Below are 20267 nucleotides of genomic sequence, written 5' to 3'. Positions count from 1 at the left end.
TTCGTCATTAATCAATGAGAGCACCCATCACTTTTTTACTGATCAAGCTCTGAAAAGGAGTTTTTGCATGTACAACTCGCAACTGCCAACGGATGGCACCCCTGCGGCAAACGGTTCGCTGAACCTGGACGCTCGCGCGCTCACCAAAAACGCTGAACGCCACAACAACGAGCGCATCAGGCAGCTGCTCAAAAGCTTTGGCCTGCGAACCAGCCTGATTCGCCTGAAAGTGATCGACGCGCTACTGACCGCCGCCGAAAACGATCGTCCGCAGGGAGTACGCGGGGTGCACAGCCACTTGCTGGACCTGGGTATTCCCCTGTCCTTTCTCAGCGTTCGCGAAGTGTTGAAGCGACTGTGCAGCGAAGGCCTGATTGTCTTGAACGAAGACAAGAGCTACAGCCTGCACCCGCAAGCCGCAGCCGTGCTCTACGGCAACCGATAATGTCCCGCGTCGCTTAAGGCTTGACCTTGCGACGCATCACCCCATTGATCACCACGACGATCACCGCAACGCCAATAGCGATGTACTGGAACAGCTTCTCGCTGATCATTCCGGCGTTCTGCATGTACGACAGACCAAGCATGATCCCCAATACGACAAGGGAGATCAGAATCGAATATTTCAAACGTTGCGACTGGGTCATTGCGGGTTCCTGAACCTGAAGATATGTATCCGGTTTGTATCGTGATGCATGCCAAGCCCATACGCTTCTTCGGGGATGAGCAGCTGCAAGCGGGGTCTCATGTTACAGCCCATGAAGCATTTTGGCTGCATGCGGTTCAAACGATGAGGATTGAGAAATGTACCGTCGAATCACACTGCTGATTCCCCTGCTGATTATCCTGACCATGAGCGGTTGTGTATGTTTCCCATGCGGAGGTGGCTGGCATGGCGACCACCGCTATCACCATGATGGCTACTACCGTCGTTGACCTTTATTAAGCAGGGGCAACTTGCATCATTAAGTTCCCCCGGTTCTCAACAATTGACAGCGTTTGAGAACACCACGAAAAAAGCCCGCCTCCCCGCGGGCTTTTTCATACAAGGGTATTACACTTTGGCCTGCAAGATAATACCTGAAACATGCATCAGCACATTCACCTGACATTCCCGCCAGAAATAACGCGACAACTATTACTACCAGCAAAACAATATTTTGGCTTGGCTTATTACTATTCCAGACTACTCTCACCCCTATCGCGATACTTCTATATAAATAAGCACTACACCCTGGAATTTTATGCTCAAGCCCATTATAAAAATCGGATCCTTTCGAGCGCTAGGTTTTTGCCTGGCGATTACAGCTTTTGAGTTACTGACCTACTTGGCCAGCGACATGATAATGCCTGCCATGTTGACAGTAACCGATGACTTGAACGCCAGTACTCGGCATATTCCATCGGCCTTCAATCTCTACTTGCTGGGGGGTGTTCTTCTGCAATGGCTGATTGGCCCGCTCGCGGATTGTTTTGGACGCCGAAAAGTTCTCTTGGTCGGCTGTGCAGTCTTTGCCATGACCTGCGTCATGACCCTCTGGGTGCAGAGTATTTTTGCATTCAACCTGCTGCGCCTGCTTCAGGGCATGGGCTTGGGGTTTGTCATCGCCGTCAGTTACCTGAGTATCTGCGCAGCAGCCCGTTGCCCGGCTGAGCGCAAAGTTGCACCAGCCAGTCGACAAACACCCGCACCCGCAGAGACAACTGGCGGTGCGGAGGATAGAGCGCCGTCAGGGGCAACCCCGGCGGCGGCAGATGCTCTAACACCTCGCACAACGTGCCCTCGCGCAACTGCCGTGCAACGTGATAATACGGCGTTTGGACCAGGCCATAACCCGCTTCACAAGAGGCCAGATAACCATCTGCGCTGTTGACCGCCACCAGTTTGGGCAGGTTCACCGGGTGCACGTGTCCGTCTATGTCAAATTCCAGGCCGAAACGCCTGCCGGTGGTGCTGGAGAAATACTCGACCATCTGATGCCCCACCAGGTCTTCCAGGCAGTGCGGCGTGCCCTGGCGTCGCAAGTAGTCGGGGCTGGCGCAGGTGACCTGATCGAGCATCGCCAGCGGTCGCGCTACCAGCGAATCATCCAGAGACGAGCCGCCGCGCAGCACACAATCGACGCCCTCGCGAATCAGGTCGACCGGGCGATCGTTCAAGCCGATTTCCAACTCGATCAGCGGGTAACGCCGGGTAAATTCCGGCAAGGCCGGGATCACCAGCAAACGCCCGATGCCGGCAGGCATGTCGATACGCAAAAGCCCGCGTGGATTTTGCCGAGAGCTGGAAAACGCTGCCTCGGTCTCGTCCAGATCAGCCAGCAATCGCACGCAACGTTGGTAATACGCCGAGCCATCGGCGGTTGGACTGACGTGCCGTGTGGTGCGCTGCAAGAGTTGCACGCCCAAATGCGCCTCAAGCTGCTTGATCAGGATGGTTACCGAAGCCCGGGGCATTTGCAGGCTGTCCGCGGCCTTGGCAAATCCTTCCAGTTCGACAATGCGAGTGAATACTCGCATGGCATTAAAACGGTCCATTGCTCTTGGTTACCCGGGGATTATTTAGAAATTACAAACAGTGATAGCGTTTTTAGCCGGTTTATCTTGTTTTTGTCGAGCGCAACAATGGGGCCACATCAAAAAGGAGCAACACCATGCACACTCGTCAATTGGGCAAAAACGGCCCTCAGGTTTCTGCGATCGGTCTGGGCTGCATGGGCATGACCGACTTCTACACCACGGGCGGCGATACGTCCGAGGCATTGGCAACATTGCATCGTGCCATGGAGTTGGGCATCAATTTGCTCGACACCGCCGACATGTATGGCCCGCACACCAACGAAGCGCTGATTGGCAAAGCGATTGCAGGCAAGCGCGACCAGGTGTTCCTGGCCAGTAAATTCGGCATCGTGCGTGATCCGTCCAACCCCACTGCACGCGGAGTCGATGGCCGGCCGCAGTACATCCGTGCTGCCATCGACGGCACGCTGAAACGTCTGGGCGTGGACACTCTGGATTTGTATTACCAGCATCGCGTCGATCCGGAGGTGGCCATCGAAGAGACCGTGGGCGCCATGGCCGAACTGGTCCAGGCCGGTAAAGTGCGCTACCTCGGCTTGAGCGAAGCCTCGGCGATAACCCTTGAACGAGCGCATAAGGTTCACCCGATCAGCGCGCTGCAAAGTGAATACTCGCTGTGGAGCCGCGATCAGGAGCACAACGATTGCCTGGCCACCTGTCAGCGCCTGGGGATTGCCTTTGTGCCGTACAGCCCGCTCGGCCGAGGCTTTCTGACCGGTGCCCTGAAAAGTCCCGACGATTTTGCAGCGGACGATTACCGGCGCTTCAGCCCGCGCTTTCAGGGCGAAAACTTCAACAGGAATTTGCAGTTGGTCCAACAGGTGCAAACGCTGGCAGCAGAAAAAGGTGTGACCGCAGGGCAACTGGCGTTGGCCTGGGTACTCGCGCAAGGCGATTACCTGATCCCCATTCCGGGTACCAAGCAACGCAAGTATCTGGAGGAGAATGTCGCCGCGCTGGACGTTGTATTAAGTCCAGAAGACTTGTCGGCGCTGGAGGCGATTTTTCCGGATGACGCGGTGCTCGGGGCGCGTTACCCGCAAGCCGTCATGCAGATGCTCGATCGATAACACTGAGCGTCGCAGGCCCGTTCATGCCGTGTATGACGGGCCTGTTGCACTTGAAGATCAGGCTTTGCCAGTGACCCCCTTGGTGTTCGGAACGGCGGGGCCATTGCCCGTGCCATACGCCTTCAGGTTCTGCAGTACGTAAATCGCCTTCTTGTACTCGGGAATCAGGTGGTTGGCGTACTTGTTGCCTTTGAGGTCGTTGCTCTGGATGTTATCCAGTTGCGTGGCGAAGTACTCCAGCGCATTGAATTTTTCGTCGAGGTTTTTCGGCCCCCCAAAGCGGTCGAACTTGTCGCCGGCGTTGAGCAGTGTCAGGGCTGTCACATCGCTGATCAAACCGCGATCGCGCAAAAAGGCGCTGATGTTTCCGGGCTGTTTGACCGTGACGGTCTCGGGGTCGAATCCCTTGAAATTCTTGTAGAGCTTCTGCTCGCTCATTTTCGCGGTGTTGAGCGCCAATGGATCGTTGCCCACCAGCGCGAGCATCTGCTTGACCTTGACGCTCTGCGGTACGGGTTTACTGCTACTCGTCTCGCCCTCGCGAGTCAGTAATCCGGCCTTGCTGGTCCAGCCTCCGACATAACCGATGGTCATGAGAGTGCTCCTGTGCGCGGCGAGAGCCAGACCGGGAACTGCCCCGAAGCGCGGAGACGTCCTTGTAAGGTGACCATAAAAAGTCCTTGTTCAACAGACGAACTGGTATGCGAGCACCAATGCGCCAGCGTCCCTCGGACTACAAATATTTCAGACTTTTACCATTCTTGTAGATTGCGGATACAAATCACCAACCCCCTTGAATTCATTGACTTGAAATAATTGTTTAACAATCAGACCGTCAATGAATCAGGCTTGAAAACCACGAAAGAAACCACGTCGTCAGCCCGGGATGAAACCGCACATGACTCATGTCGATGACCAGCCGGTCGTCCGTAAAAACCCTTTTTTAGGACCATGGTACTAAAGCCAGCCTGCCGCAGGCCGATAGCTGCTAAACGCCGCAATAAATCAACAAGAGCGCTTAGCACAAGGACCGGTTCAATGCCCGCATTCCGTACCATTCAAGCCCGTTACACGCTGTTTCTGGTGCTGTTCATCCTGTTGTTGTTCGCCTTGACGGTGGCGGGCATCAGCCAGTTGGTCGCGCCGAAACTTCGGCACACGGAAGAACAGGTCGCACTGAACCGCATCGCCGAAGTGGCCGAACAGATCCAGGGCGAACTGAACAAGGTTCAAGCGCAACAACGCAGCATCACCCAAACCATTCCCCTGCTCGACAGCGCAACCATCGACACCGTGTTGCCTGGCCTGGTGGACCAGTACGGTGAACTGAAAGTGTTTGGTGGCGGGATCTGGCCGTTGCCTGGCCAGCGCGAAGCCGGACGCAACAAATTCAGTACCTTCTGGCACCGGGATGCGTCGGGCAAACTGGCTGTCAACACCTTCTGGAACAGCGACGCGGCGCCCAACTATTACGATCAGCCCTGGTACAAGGGCGGCATGCAGACACCTCGCGGTCAATGTGCCTGGGCCGCGGCCTATAAGGACGACGCCAGCGCCGAACCGCGCACCAACTGCGCCATGGCGATAGCGCGCAATGGCGTGCCGTACGGAGTCGCGACCATTGACGTCACTCTGGGCTTCTTCAATGACCTGGTCGCGCGCAAGGAAAAAGACTTGGGTGCCGAAATGTTGATCGTCGAGGCCGACGGCAAGATCATCAGCAACAGCTCGCGCATCAGTGCTCCGATTGTCCTGAAAAACATCAGTGAACTGGCAAGCAACTCGCCTTTTGCCGCGCAGATCAAAACCGCGCTTGAGCGCCGTGATGCTTCGCTGCAACGCGTCGAGTTCGACAATCAAGGCGTGGCGAACACTTTCTTCATGCGTCCGATCGAAGGCACACCGTGGTTCCTTGCCACCGCCCTGCCGACCCACCTGATCACCGCTCAACGCGACGATGTCTTGAGCACCTTGAGCCTGTTGCAGATCCCGATGGTTTTGCTGCTGGTGCTGCTGCAAATCTATGCAATCCGCCAACTGATCCAGCGCATGAAAGCCTTGAAAGCCAACATCGACGCGCTGTCCACCGGCGACGCCGACCTGACCCGGCGCATCACCATTCGCGCCGAGGATGAACTGGGCGCGATCGGCCATTCGGTCAACACCTTTATCGCCTACCTGCAAAACATGATCGGCGAAGTCACCCAGGCCACGGGCGCCATGGCCTCAAGCCTGGAAAACCTGCAACAGACCTCGGCGCATACCAACCAGATACTGCAGCGTCACGCCTCGGAGACCGACCAGACCGTCACCGCCATCACCGAGATGAGTTCGACCGCCGACAGCGTCGCCGAGAACGCCGCACAAACCGCCGCGTTTACCCAGCGCGCCAACGAACACGCCGACCGCTCGCGGGTGGTGGTGGGCGAAGCCTCAAGCAGCGTGAGCGCATTGATCGGCGAAGTGGCCAGTGCCACCCACAAAGTCGAAAGCATGCAGCAGGACGCCCAGCGCATCACCGAAATTCTCGGGGTGATCGGCGCCATTGCCGGGCAAACCAACCTGCTGGCACTCAACGCCGCGATTGAGGCCGCGCGAGCCGGTGAACAAGGTCGAGGCTTTGCCGTGGTCGCCGATGAAGTCCGCGCCCTCGCCGCCCGCACCCAGACCAGCACCTCGGAGATCAACGAGATGCTCAGTCGTTTGACCCAGGGTGTCAGCTCTTCGGTGGCGGCAATGGAAAACACCCAGGCCAGCTGTCAGTCCGCCGCCGATGCGACAGCGCGAGTCAACGCAGGTCTGGACGAAATGGCCGGCTCGGTCAGCCACATCAACAGCCTCAGCACCCAGATCGCCACGGCCGCCGAACAACAGAGCGCGGTGACCGAGGAGATCAACCGCAGCATGGTGCAAATCCGCCATATGGTCGAAGAGCTGGTGCAAAGCGGTCACGCCACCGACCTCAACACGCGCCAGCTGCTGGACGCCAATAGCCGGGTCAGTTCGATCATGGGGCGCTTCAAGGTCAAGTGACCCCGTGAATGCCGCCCGCGCGTTTCGCGTGGGCATCACCTTCAAGGGATATCCATGAATAACTTTGAAACATAAGCACTCTTTTTCATCGGCGAAAACGGTCAAAATGCGCGGCGTGAAATGATCAACGAGAGATAACCGATGAAAACCACGCTGCGTCTGGCCGCCCTTGGCGCCCTGTTCATCAGCTCCCTGGCCCAGGCCGCCGAGCTGATTCCGATTGATGTCCACCGCGATGCCAATTGCGGTTGCTGCAAAAAGTGGATCGCGCACCTTGAAGCCAATGGCTTCAAGGTCAACGATCACGTTGAAACCAACATGAGCGAAGTCAAGCAGCGCCTCGGCGTCCCGCCGCGACTGGCGTCGTGCCACACCGCGGTGATCAACGGCAAATTCGTCGAAGGCCATGTCCCCGCCGAACAGGTACTGGCGTTGAGTCAATCCGACCTGCTTGGCGCAGCTGCGCCGGGTATGCCCATGGGCTCGCCAGGCATGGAAATGGACGGCATGGCCGATGCTTATCAGGTCATTGGGTTGACTAAAAATGGCACCGATAAAGTGATCGCCGACTACCCGGCCCGGTAATGCTCGCTGGCTATCTCGGGCTATTCTTCGCGGCATTCGGTGCCGCGACGTTGTTACCGTTGCAGTCCGAGGCCGTGCTGGTGGGGTTGCTGCTCAACGGCGAGCATGGATTGTGGTGGCTGCTCGCCGTCGCCACGCTCGGCAACGTGCTGGGTTCGTTGCTGAACTGGTGGCTGGGACGCAGCGTCGAGCGCTTCAGGGAGCGTCGCTGGTTTCCGGTCAGCCCTGCTCATCTGGAAAAAGCCCGCACTCACTATCAACGTTATGGCCATTGGTCACTGCTGCTGAGCTGGGTGCCGATCATTGGCGACCCGCTGACACTGGTGGCCGGCGTGATGCGAGAACCCGTGGGGCGTTTTTTGCTGATCGTGACCTTTGCCAAAGGCGCGCGTTATGGTGTGCTGGCGCTGGCGACACTGGGCTGGATGCCTTGAGCCCTTGGTGCTGCCACGTTGTTAATGTCGCCATAATCGCGACGTTACAGCCTCAGCCAACGGTTAAATCCACGTCCCCCCCTTTGAAGAGACAATGCTCATGACTGTGCAGATTGCGGTGATCGATGACTGGCAGGGCGTGGCCCGTCATGTGGTGGATTGGTCGGTGCTGGACGGTATCGGCAAAGTCAGCTTTTTACATGACTACCCTGCCGACCACCCCACACTGAGCGACCGATTGCAGTCCTTCGAGGTGATTTGCGTCATGCGCGAGCGCACGCTGTTCGACGAAGCACTCCTGCGTAACCTGCCCAAACTCAAATTGCTGGTCACCGGAGGCATGCGCAATGCCGCCATCGACCTCAAGGCCGCCGCGGCGTTGGGGATTCAGGTTTGCGGGACCGACAGCTACAAACAGGCGGCGCCCGAATTGACCTGGACACTGATTATGGCCCTGACCCGCAATCTGCTTGCAGAAGCCAACGCCCTGCGTGCCGGCCACTGGCAACAAGGCCTGGGTGGCGACCTGTACGGCAAGACCCTGGGTATTCTGGGTCTGGGCAGCATTGGAAAACGGATCGCCGAGTTCGGTCAGGTGTTCGGAATGCGCGTTATCGCCTGGAGCGAGAACCTCACCGCCGAGCGCGCAGCCGAAGCCGGGGTTACTTTTGTCAGCAAGCGCGAGCTGTTCGAGCAAGCCGATGTGCTGTCAATCCACCTGGTGCTCAGCGAGCGCAGCCGGGGCCTGGTCGATGAGCAGGCACTCGGCTGGATGAAACCATCAGCGTTGCTGATCAATACCGCGCGCGGACCGATCGTCGATGAAGCCGCATTGATCCAGGCCCTTGAACAGAACCGTTTGAAGGGCGCAGCACTGGATGTCTTCGAGCGCGAGCCATTAGCCGCCGACCATCCGTTTCGGACATTGCCCAACGTACTGGCCACGCCGCATGTCGGCTATGTCAGCGAGCAAAACTACCGGCTGTTCTTTTCACAGATGATTGAAGATATTCAAGCCTGGACAACCGGCCATTCGATCCGGCTGTTGAATTAGGCCACACCGTCCTGACACACACTCTGTAGCAGCTGGCGTAGCCTGCGTTCGGCAACTGCTACAGGGTTGGTGGTGTCTGCTTTTGCAAGTTGCACGCACCAATAGAGTGCGAACGGCGCTTTGCCACGCCCCACTCTCTGGCAACTCTCTCCCCTTTTTTGTGCTTCGGCGACGAAAGAACCTGCACTTCGTCGGTGCGGGCGCGGCTCATTGAGCGCGGAAATCGTGACGTCAGACCGATTGTCGAACAATTTCAAAACGTCACACACCCCGCTCTAAGTTCTGACCTAGACTCCATTTCGTGACTGGAAACCGGCCGGTCATTTTGTGGGGAAAAAATCGAAACTTTCTGCCGAAGCAACAGGTCAGGTTAAAGGTGGGGCCGCAGCGACTGGTGCAATCCTTGCAATGACTACTACAGCCTTTGAGATTCAGCGCATCGACCAGCGTTTGCTGTTCATTGCGTAGCGCTTTTGCGCCCGGCCACGGGAACTGGCCGCCTGCATCATTGGGGTGAGATGCCTGAAACAGATCAATAAAACGGGAGAAACACATGAACAGTGCCGCTTTAGAAATCCAGGGAGAGCGTTCTCACCAGCAAATCGGCGAGCCGACATCGATGTCGGTTCTTGCCCCGGGTGCGAAAACGGTACTGCCCGCTCCACGTCAGAATCCAAACAAGAAAAAAGTGTTGTTTGTCACCTCGGAAATCGCCGACCTGGTGAAAACCGGTGGCCTGGGTGACGTTTCTGCCGCATTGCCCCGAGCCATGGCCCATCTGCACGATGTCCGGGTACTGATTCCCGGTTATCCGCAAGTGATGCACAGCGAAAACCCGATCCATATCATCGGCGAGCTGGGCGGACACGCCGCATTGCCCCCCTGCAAGATCGGCCGCATGGACATGCCGGACGGGCTGGTCATCTACGTCCTGATCTGCCCCGAACTGTACGAACGCGAGGGCTCGCCCTACGGCGCCAACAATGGCCGCGACTGGCCGGACAACCACATCCGTTTTGCCCGTCTTGGCCTGGCTGCCGCCGACCTCGCCGCCAACCTGGCACACATCCACTGGCGCCCGGATCTGGTGCATGCTCACGACTGGCCTGCCGGCCTGGCCCCGGCCTACATGCACTGGCGTGGTCAGCGCACGCCGACCCTGTTCACCATTCATAACCTGGCTTACCAAGGCGTGGTCAGCCTCGCGTCTTGCCCCGAGCTGGGTATTCCCGAACATGCCCTGCAACAGGAAGGCATGGAGTTCTACGGCAAACTGTCGTTTCTCAAGGCAGGCATGGCCTATTCGAGTCATATCACCACCGTCAGCGCGACCTACGCCCAGGAAATCACTACTCCGGCCTTCGGCTGCGGTCTCGACGGTTTCCTTGCCAGCAAGACCCAGCAAGGCCTGCTCAGCGGCATCCCGAATGGCATCGACGAAAGTTGGGATGCGGCGACCGACCCCCACCTGTTTTGCCCGTTCAGCATCGGCGACTGGGACGGCAAAGCGGTGAATGCCGCCCACGTGCGCAAACTGTTCGGCCTGAAGGACTCCAAGGGTCCGCTGTTCGCCGTGGTTTCGCGACTGGTCTACCAAAAAGGCCTGGACCTGACTGAAGCCGTGTCCGAGTTCATCGTCTCTTCGGGTGGGCAAATCGCGATCATCGGCCGTGGCGAACCGGAAGAAGAACAAGCCATGCGCGCCCTCGCCCTGCGTTTTCCGGGGCAGATCGGTGTACGCATCGGGTTTAACGAAACCGATGCGCGACGGATGTTCGCCGGCAGTGATTTCCTGTTGATGCCTTCACGCTATGAACCATGCGGCTTGAGCCAGATGTATGCGCAACGTTTCGGCTCGTTGCCGGTCGCGCGCAACACCGGCGGTCTGGCCGACACCATCGACAATGGCGTCACCGGTTTTCTCTTCGACGAGTCGACTGTTGCCAGCTATGAGGAAGCCTTGAGCCGGGCGTTCAAGGTGTTCGCCCACCCGCCCCTGTTGAACGCCATGCGTTGCCGGGCCATGGCTGCGCCATTCAATTGGTGCAAAGCGGTCGAACCCTACGCTGAACTCTATGAACAACTGGTCGCCAAGGCGTTGGGTCAGTCGGTCAAGCAGTGAGAGGGATTCTTGAATGCCGTTACGGACTCCGGAAACCTGGCCCCACGGCGCCGTCATGCTGGATGCCGAACACACCCGTTTCGCCCTGTGGGCGCCAGACGCGTTTTATGTGAGTGTCGAGCTTGAAGGCGGGCAATCACTGCCGATGTTGCCCCAGGCGGACGGCTGGTTCGTGATTGAGACCCGCTGCCCGGCCGGAACTCGCTATCGCTACAACATCGATGGCGAACGCGACGTGCCGGACCCCGCGTCCCGGGCGCAAGCCGGCGGTCTTGCGTCACCCAGTGTGGTGGTTGACCCCCACGCTTACCGTTGGCAGCACCTCTTGTGGCAAGGCCGCCCCTGGCATGAAGCGGTGATCTACGAATTGCATGTGGGTGTGTTGGGCGGTTTTGCCGAAGTCGAAAAGCACCTGCCACGGCTGGCCGAACTGGGCGTTACCGCGATCGAACTGATGCCCCTGGCGCAGTTTCCCGGCGAGCGTAACTGGGGCTACGACGGCGTGCTGCCTTACGCGCCCCAGTCGTCATATGGCACGCCTGATGCGCTCAAGCACCTGATCGATAGCGCCCACGGTCTGGGTCTGGCGGTGATCATCGACGTGGTTTACAACCATTTCGGCCCTGACGGCAATTACCTGCACCACTATGCCAAGGGCTTTTTCCGCGAAGACCTGCACACGCCTTGGGGCGCGGCCATCGATTTCCGTCGGCGCGAGGTGCGCGACTTCTTTATCGACAACGCGCTGATGTGGCTCCTTGAGTACCGCTTTGACGGTTTGCGTCTGGATGCGGTACACGCCATCGAAGACCCGGATTTCCTTCAGGAACTGGCGGCGACGGTGCGCGAGCACATCGACCCACCCCGTCATGTCTGGCTCACCCTGGAAAACGAGCACAACCAGGCCAGCCTGCTGGAGCAAGGCTTCGACGCGCAGTGGAACGACGATGGGCACAACGCGCTGCACGTCTTGCTGACCGGAGAAACCGAGGCCTATTACGCTGACTTTGCCGAGCGCCCCAGCGAAAAACTGGCCCGCTGCCTGAGCCAGGGCTTCGCCTATCAGGGCCATACCAATCGCCATGGCCGTGCCCGCGGCGAACCCAGCGGACATTTGCCGCCCAGCGCCTTCGTGCTGTTTCTGCAGAACCATGACCAGATCGGCAACCGTGCCTTTGGCGAGCGTCTCCACCAGTTGACTGCACCTCAGGCGTTGCATGCGGCGACGGTCCTTATGTTGTTGTCACCGATGATCCCGTTGCTGTTCATGGGCGACGAATACGCCGCTGACGAGCCGTTTCTGTTTTTCACCAGCCACCATGGCGTCTTGGCCAGGCAGGTGCGAGAAGGTCGACGCAATGAGTTCGCGGCGTTCAGCGCCTTTGCCGATCCGCACACCCGCGAGCAGATTCCCGACCCGAATGCGTTGCACACGTTCACCGCTTCGCGGCCGACACTGACCTCATCTGAACCGCTGACACAGCAAGCAACCCTGACGCTGTATCGACAGTTGCTGCTGATCCGTCATCGCGAAATCATCCCGCGCCTGCCCGGTGCTCACGCGCTGGGCGCCACGGTGCTGGCAACGGGGGCGATAAGTGCGCGCTGGCATATGGGCGATGGCAGCCTGCTGTGCATCGACCTGAACCTCACCGCGGAGCCCGTGTCCCATTCATCACACGCCCATTCCCGGTTGCTGTTCGAGTACCCGCAGCGGTCCTTCGAAGCCCTGCAACAAGGCACCCTCGCCCCCTACTGCGCGCTGGTCAGTCTGACGGCAGCGGCACCTTTGCTACCCACCACTGGAGAGCGTCCATGAGCGATGCGCAACTGGAAATCCTCGCCAGCCGGGCTGGCCTGGCGGTTGACTGGATCGACGCCAACGGTCGGCCACAAAAAGTCGCTCCGGCGGCATTACGAGCGATCCTCACCGGGCTCGGCCACCCGGCAGGCAGTACTCAGGAAATCGACGCCAGCCTGCAGGAACTGCAACAGAACCAACAAAACAAACGCTTGCCGCCATTGATGACCGTTGACGTTGGCACCGGGCTCGACCTCGCGCTTCACTTTGCCCCTGAAACGCCCTGCGAGATTCATCTGGAAGACGGCGCGATCCTCCACCTCAGACTAGATGACGAAGCGGTTCTACCAGGGCTGATCCCGATCGGCTATCAGGACGTTCGCATCGCTGGCCAACGCTTCACACTCGCGGTCGCCCCCTTGCAGTGCCATAGCGTGGCCGCTGCCGTTGACAACCCGATCCCCCGGGCCTGGGGCCTGAGCGTCCAGTTATATTCACTGCGGCGCCCCGGCGACGGCGGCTTCGGCGACCTGCAGGCACTGGAAAACCTCGCCCGCGTTGCCGGTGAGCGCGGCGCCGATGCGTTAGCGATCAGCCCGTTGCACGCGATGTTCAGTAACGACACACAACGCTACAGCCCTTACTCGCCTTCCAGCCGTTTGTTTCTCAACAGCCTGTACGCCTCACCTGAGGAAATTCTCGGCGAACGCGCCCTGCGCCTGGCCATCGACGCCACTGAATTGGCCGACGAGTTCAAACACCTCGAAGAGCAACCGCTGATTGACTGGCCCGCCGCTGCCAAAGCCAAGCAGCAATTGTTGCAAGCGCTGTATGAAGGGTTCTCCCAGGGTGATCATCCCTTGCACGCGGACTTCAGCAGCTTTCGTCACGACGGTGGCGAGGCCCTGGAAAACCACTGCCGTTTCGAGGCGCTCCAGGAGGCCTGTGCCGCCCTTGGCGAAAGCCTCGATTGGCGCCAGTGGCCTGAGCACTGGCGCGATCCGCGCAGTGTCGAACTGACGGTATTTGCCGAGAAAAATGCAGATCGCATCGGCTTCTACGCCTTTTGCCAATGGTTGATCGCCCGCAGTTTGCAACGCGCACAAACCGTTGCGCGTAGCAGTGGCATGGGCATCGGCTTGATCGCCGACCTGGCGGTCGGTGCGGATGGCGGTGGCAGCCAGGCCTGGAGTCGTCAGGACGAATTACTCGCGGCCCTCACCGTCGGCGCGCCCCCGGACATTCTCAACCGCACGGGGCAAGGTTGGGGGATTTCTGCGTTTTCCCCCGAAGGGCTGATACGCAATGGGTTTCGCGCGTTTATCGAAATGCTGCGGGCCAATTTTGCCCATACCGGCGGTCTGCGCATCGACCATGTCATGGGTTTGCAGCGGCTGTGGGTGATCCCCCTCGGCGCGCCGCCGAGTGACGGCGCGTATCTGTATTACCCAGTGGACGACCTGTTGCGTCTGGTGACGCTGGAGTCCCATCGACATCAGGCGATCGTGCTTGGCGAAGACCTCGGCACCGTGCCCGATGGCCTGCGCGACAAACTCATCGCCCGCTCGATCCTGGGAATGCGCGTACTGCTGTTCGAGCAGGAGCACGGGACACACTTCAAACCGATTCTTGATTGGCCGGATAACGCACTCGCCACCACCAGCACCCATGACCTGCCAACGCTCAACGGTTGGTGGCATGGTCGCGACATCGAATGGAGTGTCCGCTTGGGGCTGGTCGACAGCCACGGTGAACAGCAATGGCGTGAACACCGTCAGCGCGAGCGTGAAGGTTTGCGTCGGGCCTTGAGTCAGGACCCGCAAAACTTCCGCGAGGAGACCCACGAGACCGACCAGGTGCTCGACGCCAGCGTGCGCTTCCTGGGTCACACCCGCGCCCCTTTGGTGTTGCTGCCGCTGGAAGATGCGCTGGGCATTGATGAGCAGGCCAACCTCCCCGGCACCACCGACAGTCATCCGAACTGGCGCCGGCGTTTTGCCGATGAAAGCGATGTGCTGCTGGACGATACGGATGCAGCACGAAGGCTGGAACTGCTTGCTTGCGCGCGCCTTCAGGCAGCCGAGCGTGATCAATGAGTGAAATGCCATTCGTCCCGGTACGGGCGACGTTGCGCGTGCAGTTTCATCACGGATTCACCCTGGATGACGCTGTACCGCTGGTGCCGTATTTCTGCGGCTTGGGCATCAGCCACCTCTATGCCTCGCCGCTGTTGAGTGCGCGGGCCGGGTCGATGCATGGCTACGACGTGGTCGACCCCAGCCGGGTCAATCCCGAGCTCGGCGGCGAGGCAGCCCTGCGGCGACTGGTCAGCGCGCTGCGCGCCCAGGACATGGGGCTGATCCTGGACATCGTGTCCAACCACATGGCCGTCGGTGGTGCCGACAATCCCTGGTGGCTGGACTTGCTGGAATGGGGGCGACTGAGTCCTTATGGTGAGTTTTTCGACATTCAATGGCATTCGCCAGACCCATTGCTCGAAGGCCAGCTATTGCTGCCGTTCCTGGGCAGCGATTACGGCAGCGCCTTGCAGGACGGCACGCTGACGCTGCACTTCGATCCCGGACGGGGCAGCTTCCATGTCGAACACCATGAGCACCACTTTCCGATCTGCCCCACCGACTACGCTGAACTGCTCAAGCCTGACGACTCGCTCGACGTTGAACGGGCACTGCAACTCAAGGTATTGGCCGATCAGTTCACCACCCTGCACTACCAGAGCGATGCCCATTCCCTTGCGCGCCCCTTGCAACAAGCGCTTATCACATTGGCGTCTGACCCGGCGATCTTGCGCTGCATCGAGCACAACCTCAGCCGCCATGACTCCCGCCAACCCGAAGGTTTCAGCCGTCTGCACGAGCTGCTCGAACGCCAAAGCTATCGCCTGGCCAGTTGGCGCACGGCGGCCGATGACATCAACTGGCGGCGCTTCTTCGACATCAATGAACTGGCCGGGCTGCGGGTCGAACGCCCGGCCGTGTTCGAAGCTACCCATGCAAAAATTTTCGAGCTGATTGCCGAGGGACTGGTGGACGGATTGCGTATCGACCACATCGACGGGCTCGCCGACCCGCGGGGTTACTGCCGCAAACTCAGGCGCAGGGTGAACGCCCTGTCACCGTTGCGACACGTACCGATCTATATTGAAAAAATCCTCGGCGACGGTGAAACGCTGCGTCGCGATTGGCAGGTCGATGGCACCACGGGCTATGAGTTCATGAATCAGTTGTCGCTGCTGCAACACGACCCGCAGGGCGAGCAAGTCCTTGGCGAACTGTGGAGCCGACACACCGAACGGCCCGCAGCGTTCATCGAGGAAGCACAACTGGCACGCCAGCAGATTCTCAACGGTTCGCTGGCCGGCGACTTCGAAAGTGTCGCGCAGGCCTTGCTGCAAGTAGCTCGCGATGACCTGATGAGCCGAGACCTGACCCTTGGTGCGATTCGTCGGGCATTGCAGGAACTGATCGTGCATTTCCCGGTGTACCGAACATACATCGGCCCGTGCGGGCGCTCGGCGCAAGACCAGGTGTTTTTTCAGCACGCGATGAACGGCGCGCGCCAGACCTTGGGCGAAGCCGACTGGCCGGTGCTCGACTATCTGGCGCTGTGGCTGGGTGGGCAACCCTGGCGCGAGCGCCCGGTGGGCCGTCAACGCAAGATCCTCAAGCACGCCTGCGTGCGCTTTCAGCAACTGACCTCGCCGACCGCCGCCAAAGCCGTGGAAGACACCGCGCTCTATCGCTCAGGCGTGCTGCTGTCGCGTAATGATGTCGGCTTCAACACCGAGCGGTTCAGCGCCCCACTCGCCGACTTCCACACGGCGTGCAGCCGGCGCCTCGACGAATTCCCGGATACGCTGCTGGCCAGCGCCACCCATGACCACAAACGCGGTGAAGACAGCCGTGCACGCCTGGCATTACTCAGCGAACGCAGTACCTGGTATGCCGAAACAGTCGAAGGCTGGCGGACACAGAGTGCCGCCCTGCGCCGCGATCCGTCGATGCCCTCACCCGCGGACGAACTGCTGCTCTACCAGACCTTGCTCGCCAGTTGGCCGCTGGAGCTGCATTGCGAAGACGCGCAGTCGATGACGGCCTACACCGAACGACTGTGGCAGTGGCAGCAAAAAGCCCTGCGCGAAGCCAAACTCCAGAGCAGTTGGAGCGCACCGAACGAGCCTTATGAGCAGGCCACGCGGGCCTTCCTCGAGCGCCTTCTGCTCAGCCCCGAAGGCCTGCCTTTACGCAGTGCCATCGCCGATGCTGCGCAAGCGATCGCCTGCGGCGGTGCGCTCAATGGATTGGCGCAAACCTTGCTGCGCATGACGGTGCCGGGGGTTGCGGATCTGTATCAGGGCAATGAGTTCTGGGATTTCAGCCTGGTGGATCCGGACAATCGGCGAGCGGTTGATTTCAGCGTCCGCCAGCAGGCATTGCACACCCCGGTGGACACTCGACAGTTGCTGCACACCTGGCGTGACGGGCGCATCAAGCAGGCGTTGATCGCCCACACGTTGGCGTTACGCGCGCGATACCCGCAACTGTTTCAGCGGGGCCGTTATCAAGCGTTGCAGGTGGTGGGCAGTCAGGCCGGGCGGGTGTTGGCTTTCGCCCGTGAACTCGACGGCCAACGGGCGATTGTTCTGGTGCCGGTGCGGGTTGCGTCGCTGCTGGAAAGCAGTGCCACGCCGCAGGTGCCTGCCCTGCTCTGGGGCGACACCCGGGTCAAACTGCCGTTCACCGCCGCCGAAGAAAAGCTGAAGGGACTTTTTACAACAGGTGCAGTCACACACCACAAGGAATTGCTGATCAGCGCCGCGCTGGGAGATTTCCCGGTCAATCTGTTTATCCAGACTTGAGTTCAACTCAGGAGCATTGCGATGAGTACCGATGACAAACGCATTCGTGAATTTGCCTATCTGATCTGGGAGTCCGAGGGGAAACCCGAAGGCCAGGAGACACGACACTGGGAAATGGCGTGCAAGCTGGCGGAAGCCGAAGCCCTGGCCCCGACCAAGCCTGCCCGAACCGCCAAACCCAATAGCGGCAAAACAGCAGCCAGCAAACCCACGGCGACCAAGCCCAAAACCAAAGCCGCTACTACCGCCAAGGTCGTAACGCCACCCGGCGATAAGCCTGTGGCTGCAAAAAAGCCTCGAGCACCGCGTAAGCCAGCCGGTTGAGAGTACCAGGCTCTGATTGACCGCGTGGCGAGCAGATTCGCCACTTCGGGGATGGCGCGGCCTTGAGAGGCCAGCAATGCCGGCGCCATCACCCAAGCCCAATTGCAGGAGCAATGATGACCACGCCAAAAAAGACCGCGCCAGAACCTCACGTCGAGGCCTCGCGAATCCGTGAAGGCTTGCCCTTCCCGCTCGGTGCAACCTGGGATGGTCTGGGGGTCAACTTCGCGATATTTTCGGCTAACGCCACCAAGGTCGAACTGTGTTTGTTCGACGATGCCGGCGAAGTCGAGCTCGAACGTATCGAACTGCCGGAATACACCGACGAAATCTTTCACGGCTACTTGCCGGACGCTCATCCGGGGCTGATCTACGGCTACCGGGTGTATGGGCCTTACGACCCGCAAAACGGTCACCGCTTCAACCACCACAAATTGCTGATCGACCCCTACGCCAAACAGTTGGTGGGAAAATTGAAGTGGTCCGAAGCCTTGTTCGGCTACACCATCGGCCACCCCGACGCCGACCTCAGTTTCGATGAGCGCGACAGTGCGCCCTTCGTGCCCAAGTGCAAGGTCATCGACCCGGCGCACACCTGGGGCCATGACCATCGGGTCAATGTGCCGTGGGATCGAACGATCATTTATGAGGCTCACGTACGCGGCATCAGCATGCGTCACCCGTCCGTCCCGCAAGCGCTGCGCGGGACCTTCGCCGGGTTGATGGTCGATGACCTGCTGGAACATATCCGCAAACTTGGCGTGTCGTCGGTGGAGCTGATGCCGATACACGCCTTCGTTAATGACCAGCACCTGCTGCATAAGGGCATGACCAATTACTGGGGCTACAACAGCATCGCCTTCTTCGCCCCCGATCCGCGTTACCTGGCCAGCGGCAAGATCGCCGAATTCAAGGAAATGGTCGCGCACCTGCACGAAGCCAATCTTGAAGTGATTCTGGACGTGGTCTACAACCACACCGCCGAGGGCAACGAACAAGGCCCGACCCTGTCGATGCGCGGCATCGACAATGTCTCCTACTATCGACTGAAGCCCGATGACAAACGCTTCTATATCAACGACTCCGGTACCGGCAACACCCTCGACCTGAGCCATCCCTGTGTGCTGCAGATGGTCACCGATTCGCTGCGTTACTGGGCCTCGGAAATGCACGTCGACGGTTTCCGCTTCGACCTGGCGACCATCCTCGGGCGTTACCACGACGGTTTCGACGAGCGTCACAGTTTCCTCGTTGCCTGCCGCCAGGACCCGATTCTGCGCCAGGTAAAACTGATTGCCGAGCCTTGGGACATTGGCCCTGGTGGCTATCAGGTCGGCCACTTTCCGCCGGGCTGGGTCGAGTGGAACGACCGCTTCCGCGACACCGTACGCGCCTTCTGGAAAGGCGATGACGGCCAGCTCGCCGACTTCGCCGCCCGCATGACGGCATCGGGGGAGATGTTCAATCAACGCGGCCGCCGTCCCTACGCCTCGATGAACTTCGTCACCGCCCATGACGGCTTCACCTTGAATGACCTCGTTTCCTACAACGAAAAGCACAACGAAGCCAACGACGAAGAAAATCAGGACGGTAGTAATCACAACCTGTCCTGGAATCACGGCGTTGAGGGCCCCACCGTCGATCCCGAGATCAATGCGCTGCGCCAGCGGCAGTTGCGTAATTTCTTCGCCACCCTGCTGTTGGCCCAAGGCACACCGATGCTGGTGGCCGGTGACGAATTTGCCCGAACCCAATATGGCAACAACAACGCCTACTGTCAGGACAGCGAAATTGGCTGGGTCAACTGGGACCTGAGCGAAGACGGCAAGGCCTTGCTCAAATTCGTCAAACGCCTGATCAAGCTGCGCCTGGCCTATCCGATCCTGCGGCGCGGACGTTTTCTGGTGGGCAATTACAACGAGGATATTGGCGTCAAGGACGTCACCTGGCTGGCGCCCGACGGCAGCGAAATGTCCACCGAGCAATGGCAGGATAGCCACGGGCGATGCCTGGGCATGTTACTCGATGGACGCGCCCAGGAAACCGGAATCCGTCGCAAAGGCGCCGACGCTACCTTGCTGCTGGTGGTTAACGCGCATCACGACATTGTCAATTTTCGGCTACCGGAAGTGCCTGACGGCGGATTCTGGACCTGCATGATTGACACCAACCAACCCTCGATTCAGGGCCAGGAGCGATTCGACTTCAATCATCAATATTCGGTGACCGGCCGCTCGTTGCTGTTGTTCGAGTTGCAGCATGAGGAGCAAGACTGAGACGCAATTGCCCGCCTCATCAGCAGTGCTTTAGCAAGCCACTTCATAAAAAACGCTCGTCAGGGAGGTGACGGGGCGACGAATGGTGATCTATGAGCAATACTCTGCT

The 20267-nt window shown here is 59.4% G+C and carries 16 protein-coding genes and 1 pseudogene; 14 read left to right on the top strand and 3 right to left on the bottom strand.

All coding sequences use genetic code 11. The features are described 5' to 3' along the window. Positions 1–67: 67 nt before the first annotated feature. Positions 68–445: a hypothetical protein gene (locus tag AO353_RS23820; RefSeq protein ID WP_054597183.1), complete on the top strand. Its 378-nt coding sequence runs from the start codon at positions 68–70 to the stop codon at positions 443–445. Positions 446–458: 13 nt separating this feature from the next. On the opposite strand, the gene AO353_RS23815 is transcribed toward AO353_RS23820, so the two are convergent. Continuing rightward, positions 459–647, bottom strand: a complete 189-nt coding sequence (locus AO353_RS23815) for a hypothetical protein (protein ID WP_019690573.1) — start codon at positions 645–647, stop codon at positions 459–461. A 157-nt stretch (positions 648–804) separates the two neighbouring features. Here AO353_RS23815 and AO353_RS31900 point away from each other — a divergent pair, with 157 nt between their 5' ends. Beyond that, positions 805–936 carry a hypothetical protein gene (locus tag AO353_RS31900; protein WP_256583727.1) on the top strand — a complete coding sequence of 44 codons (132 nt, stop codon included), beginning with the start codon at positions 805–807 and terminating at the stop codon, positions 934–936. Positions 937–1244: 308 nt separating this feature from the next. Continuing rightward, positions 1245–1619, top strand: a pseudogene (locus AO353_RS31695) (MFS transporter); the annotation flags it as partial. On the opposite strand, the gene AO353_RS31690 reads toward AO353_RS31695, so the two are convergent. Then, positions 1612–2538 carry a LysR family transcriptional regulator gene (locus AO353_RS31690; RefSeq protein ID WP_054597182.1) on the bottom strand — a complete coding sequence of 309 codons (927 nt, stop codon included), beginning with the start codon at positions 2536–2538 and terminating at the stop codon, positions 1612–1614. The pseudogene AO353_RS31695 and the gene AO353_RS31690 sit on opposite strands and share 8 nt — an antisense overlap. A gap of 116 nt (positions 2539–2654) precedes the next feature. Between AO353_RS31690 and AO353_RS23805 the strand changes: the two genes are divergently transcribed. After that, positions 2655–3650, top strand: a complete 996-nt coding sequence (locus AO353_RS23805; RefSeq protein WP_054597181.1) for an aldo/keto reductase — start codon at positions 2655–2657, stop codon at positions 3648–3650. A 57-nt stretch (positions 3651–3707) separates the two neighbouring features. Here the strand turns inward: AO353_RS23805 and AO353_RS23800 are convergent, their stop codons facing one another. Beyond that, positions 3708–4244, bottom strand: a complete 537-nt coding sequence (locus AO353_RS23800; protein ID WP_054597180.1) for a hypothetical protein — start codon at positions 4242–4244, stop codon at positions 3708–3710. 444 nt (positions 4245–4688) lie between these two features. On the opposite strand from AO353_RS23800, the gene AO353_RS23795 reads away from it, so the two are divergent. The 10 genes from AO353_RS23795 (at position 4689) to glgX (ending at position 20158) form a co-directional block, all read left to right on the top strand. Then, the gene (locus AO353_RS23795; RefSeq protein ID WP_054597179.1) at positions 4689–6683 is read left to right on the top strand and encodes a methyl-accepting chemotaxis protein; all 1995 of its coding nucleotides are present in this window, start codon (positions 4689–4691) and stop codon (positions 6681–6683) included. A 141-nt stretch (positions 6684–6824) separates the two neighbouring features. Further along, the gene (locus AO353_RS23790; RefSeq protein WP_054597178.1) at positions 6825–7268 is read left to right on the top strand and encodes a DUF411 domain-containing protein; all 444 of its coding nucleotides are present in this window, start codon (positions 6825–6827) and stop codon (positions 7266–7268) included. Beyond that, the gene (locus tag AO353_RS23785; RefSeq protein WP_054597177.1) at positions 7268–7702 is read left to right on the top strand and encodes a YqaA family protein; all 435 of its coding nucleotides are present in this window, start codon (positions 7268–7270) and stop codon (positions 7700–7702) included. The genes AO353_RS23790 and AO353_RS23785 overlap by 1 nt, the downstream gene beginning before the upstream one ends. A gap of 100 nt (positions 7703–7802) precedes the next feature. Continuing rightward, entirely contained in the window at positions 7803–8756 is a 954-nt protein-coding gene (locus AO353_RS23780; protein ID WP_054598319.1) for a D-2-hydroxyacid dehydrogenase family protein, read from the top strand. Positions 8757–9309: 553 nt separating this feature from the next. Continuing rightward, on the top strand, positions 9310–10878 hold the full coding sequence (gene glgA / locus AO353_RS23775) for a glycogen synthase GlgA (RefSeq protein ID WP_054597176.1): 1569 nt from the start codon (positions 9310–9312) through the stop codon (positions 10876–10878). Positions 10879–10891: 13 nt separating this feature from the next. Continuing rightward, positions 10892–12697: a malto-oligosyltrehalose trehalohydrolase gene (gene treZ, locus AO353_RS23770; RefSeq protein WP_054597175.1), complete on the top strand. Its 1806-nt coding sequence runs from the start codon at positions 10892–10894 to the stop codon at positions 12695–12697. Then, positions 12694–14775 (top strand): 4-alpha-glucanotransferase, encoded by a 2082-nt coding sequence (gene malQ, locus AO353_RS23765; RefSeq protein ID WP_054597174.1) that lies wholly within the window; start codon positions 12694–12696, stop codon positions 14773–14775. The genes treZ and malQ overlap by 4 nt, the downstream gene beginning before the upstream one ends. Then, a complete protein-coding gene (locus tag AO353_RS23760; RefSeq protein ID WP_054597173.1) occupies positions 14772–17558 on the top strand; it encodes a malto-oligosyltrehalose synthase in 2787 nt (928 codons plus the stop codon). The genes malQ and AO353_RS23760 overlap by 4 nt, the downstream gene beginning before the upstream one ends. 21 nt (positions 17559–17579) lie before the next feature. Further along, on the top strand, positions 17580–17882 hold the full coding sequence (locus AO353_RS23755; protein ID WP_054597172.1) for a DUF2934 domain-containing protein: 303 nt from the start codon (positions 17580–17582) through the stop codon (positions 17880–17882). 116 nt (positions 17883–17998) lie between these two features. After that, positions 17999–20158 (top strand): glycogen debranching protein GlgX, encoded by a 2160-nt coding sequence (gene glgX / locus AO353_RS23750; RefSeq protein WP_054597171.1) that lies wholly within the window; start codon positions 17999–18001, stop codon positions 20156–20158. Positions 20159–20267 lie beyond the last annotated feature (109 nt).

It is taken from the genome of Pseudomonas fluorescens, from assembly GCF_001307155.1.
Taxonomy (GTDB): domain Bacteria; phylum Pseudomonadota; class Gammaproteobacteria; order Pseudomonadales; family Pseudomonadaceae; genus Aquipseudomonas; species Aquipseudomonas helvetica.
The sequence above is the reverse complement of the archived record's forward strand: the minus strand, read 5'-3'. Positions and strand labels throughout refer to the sequence as shown.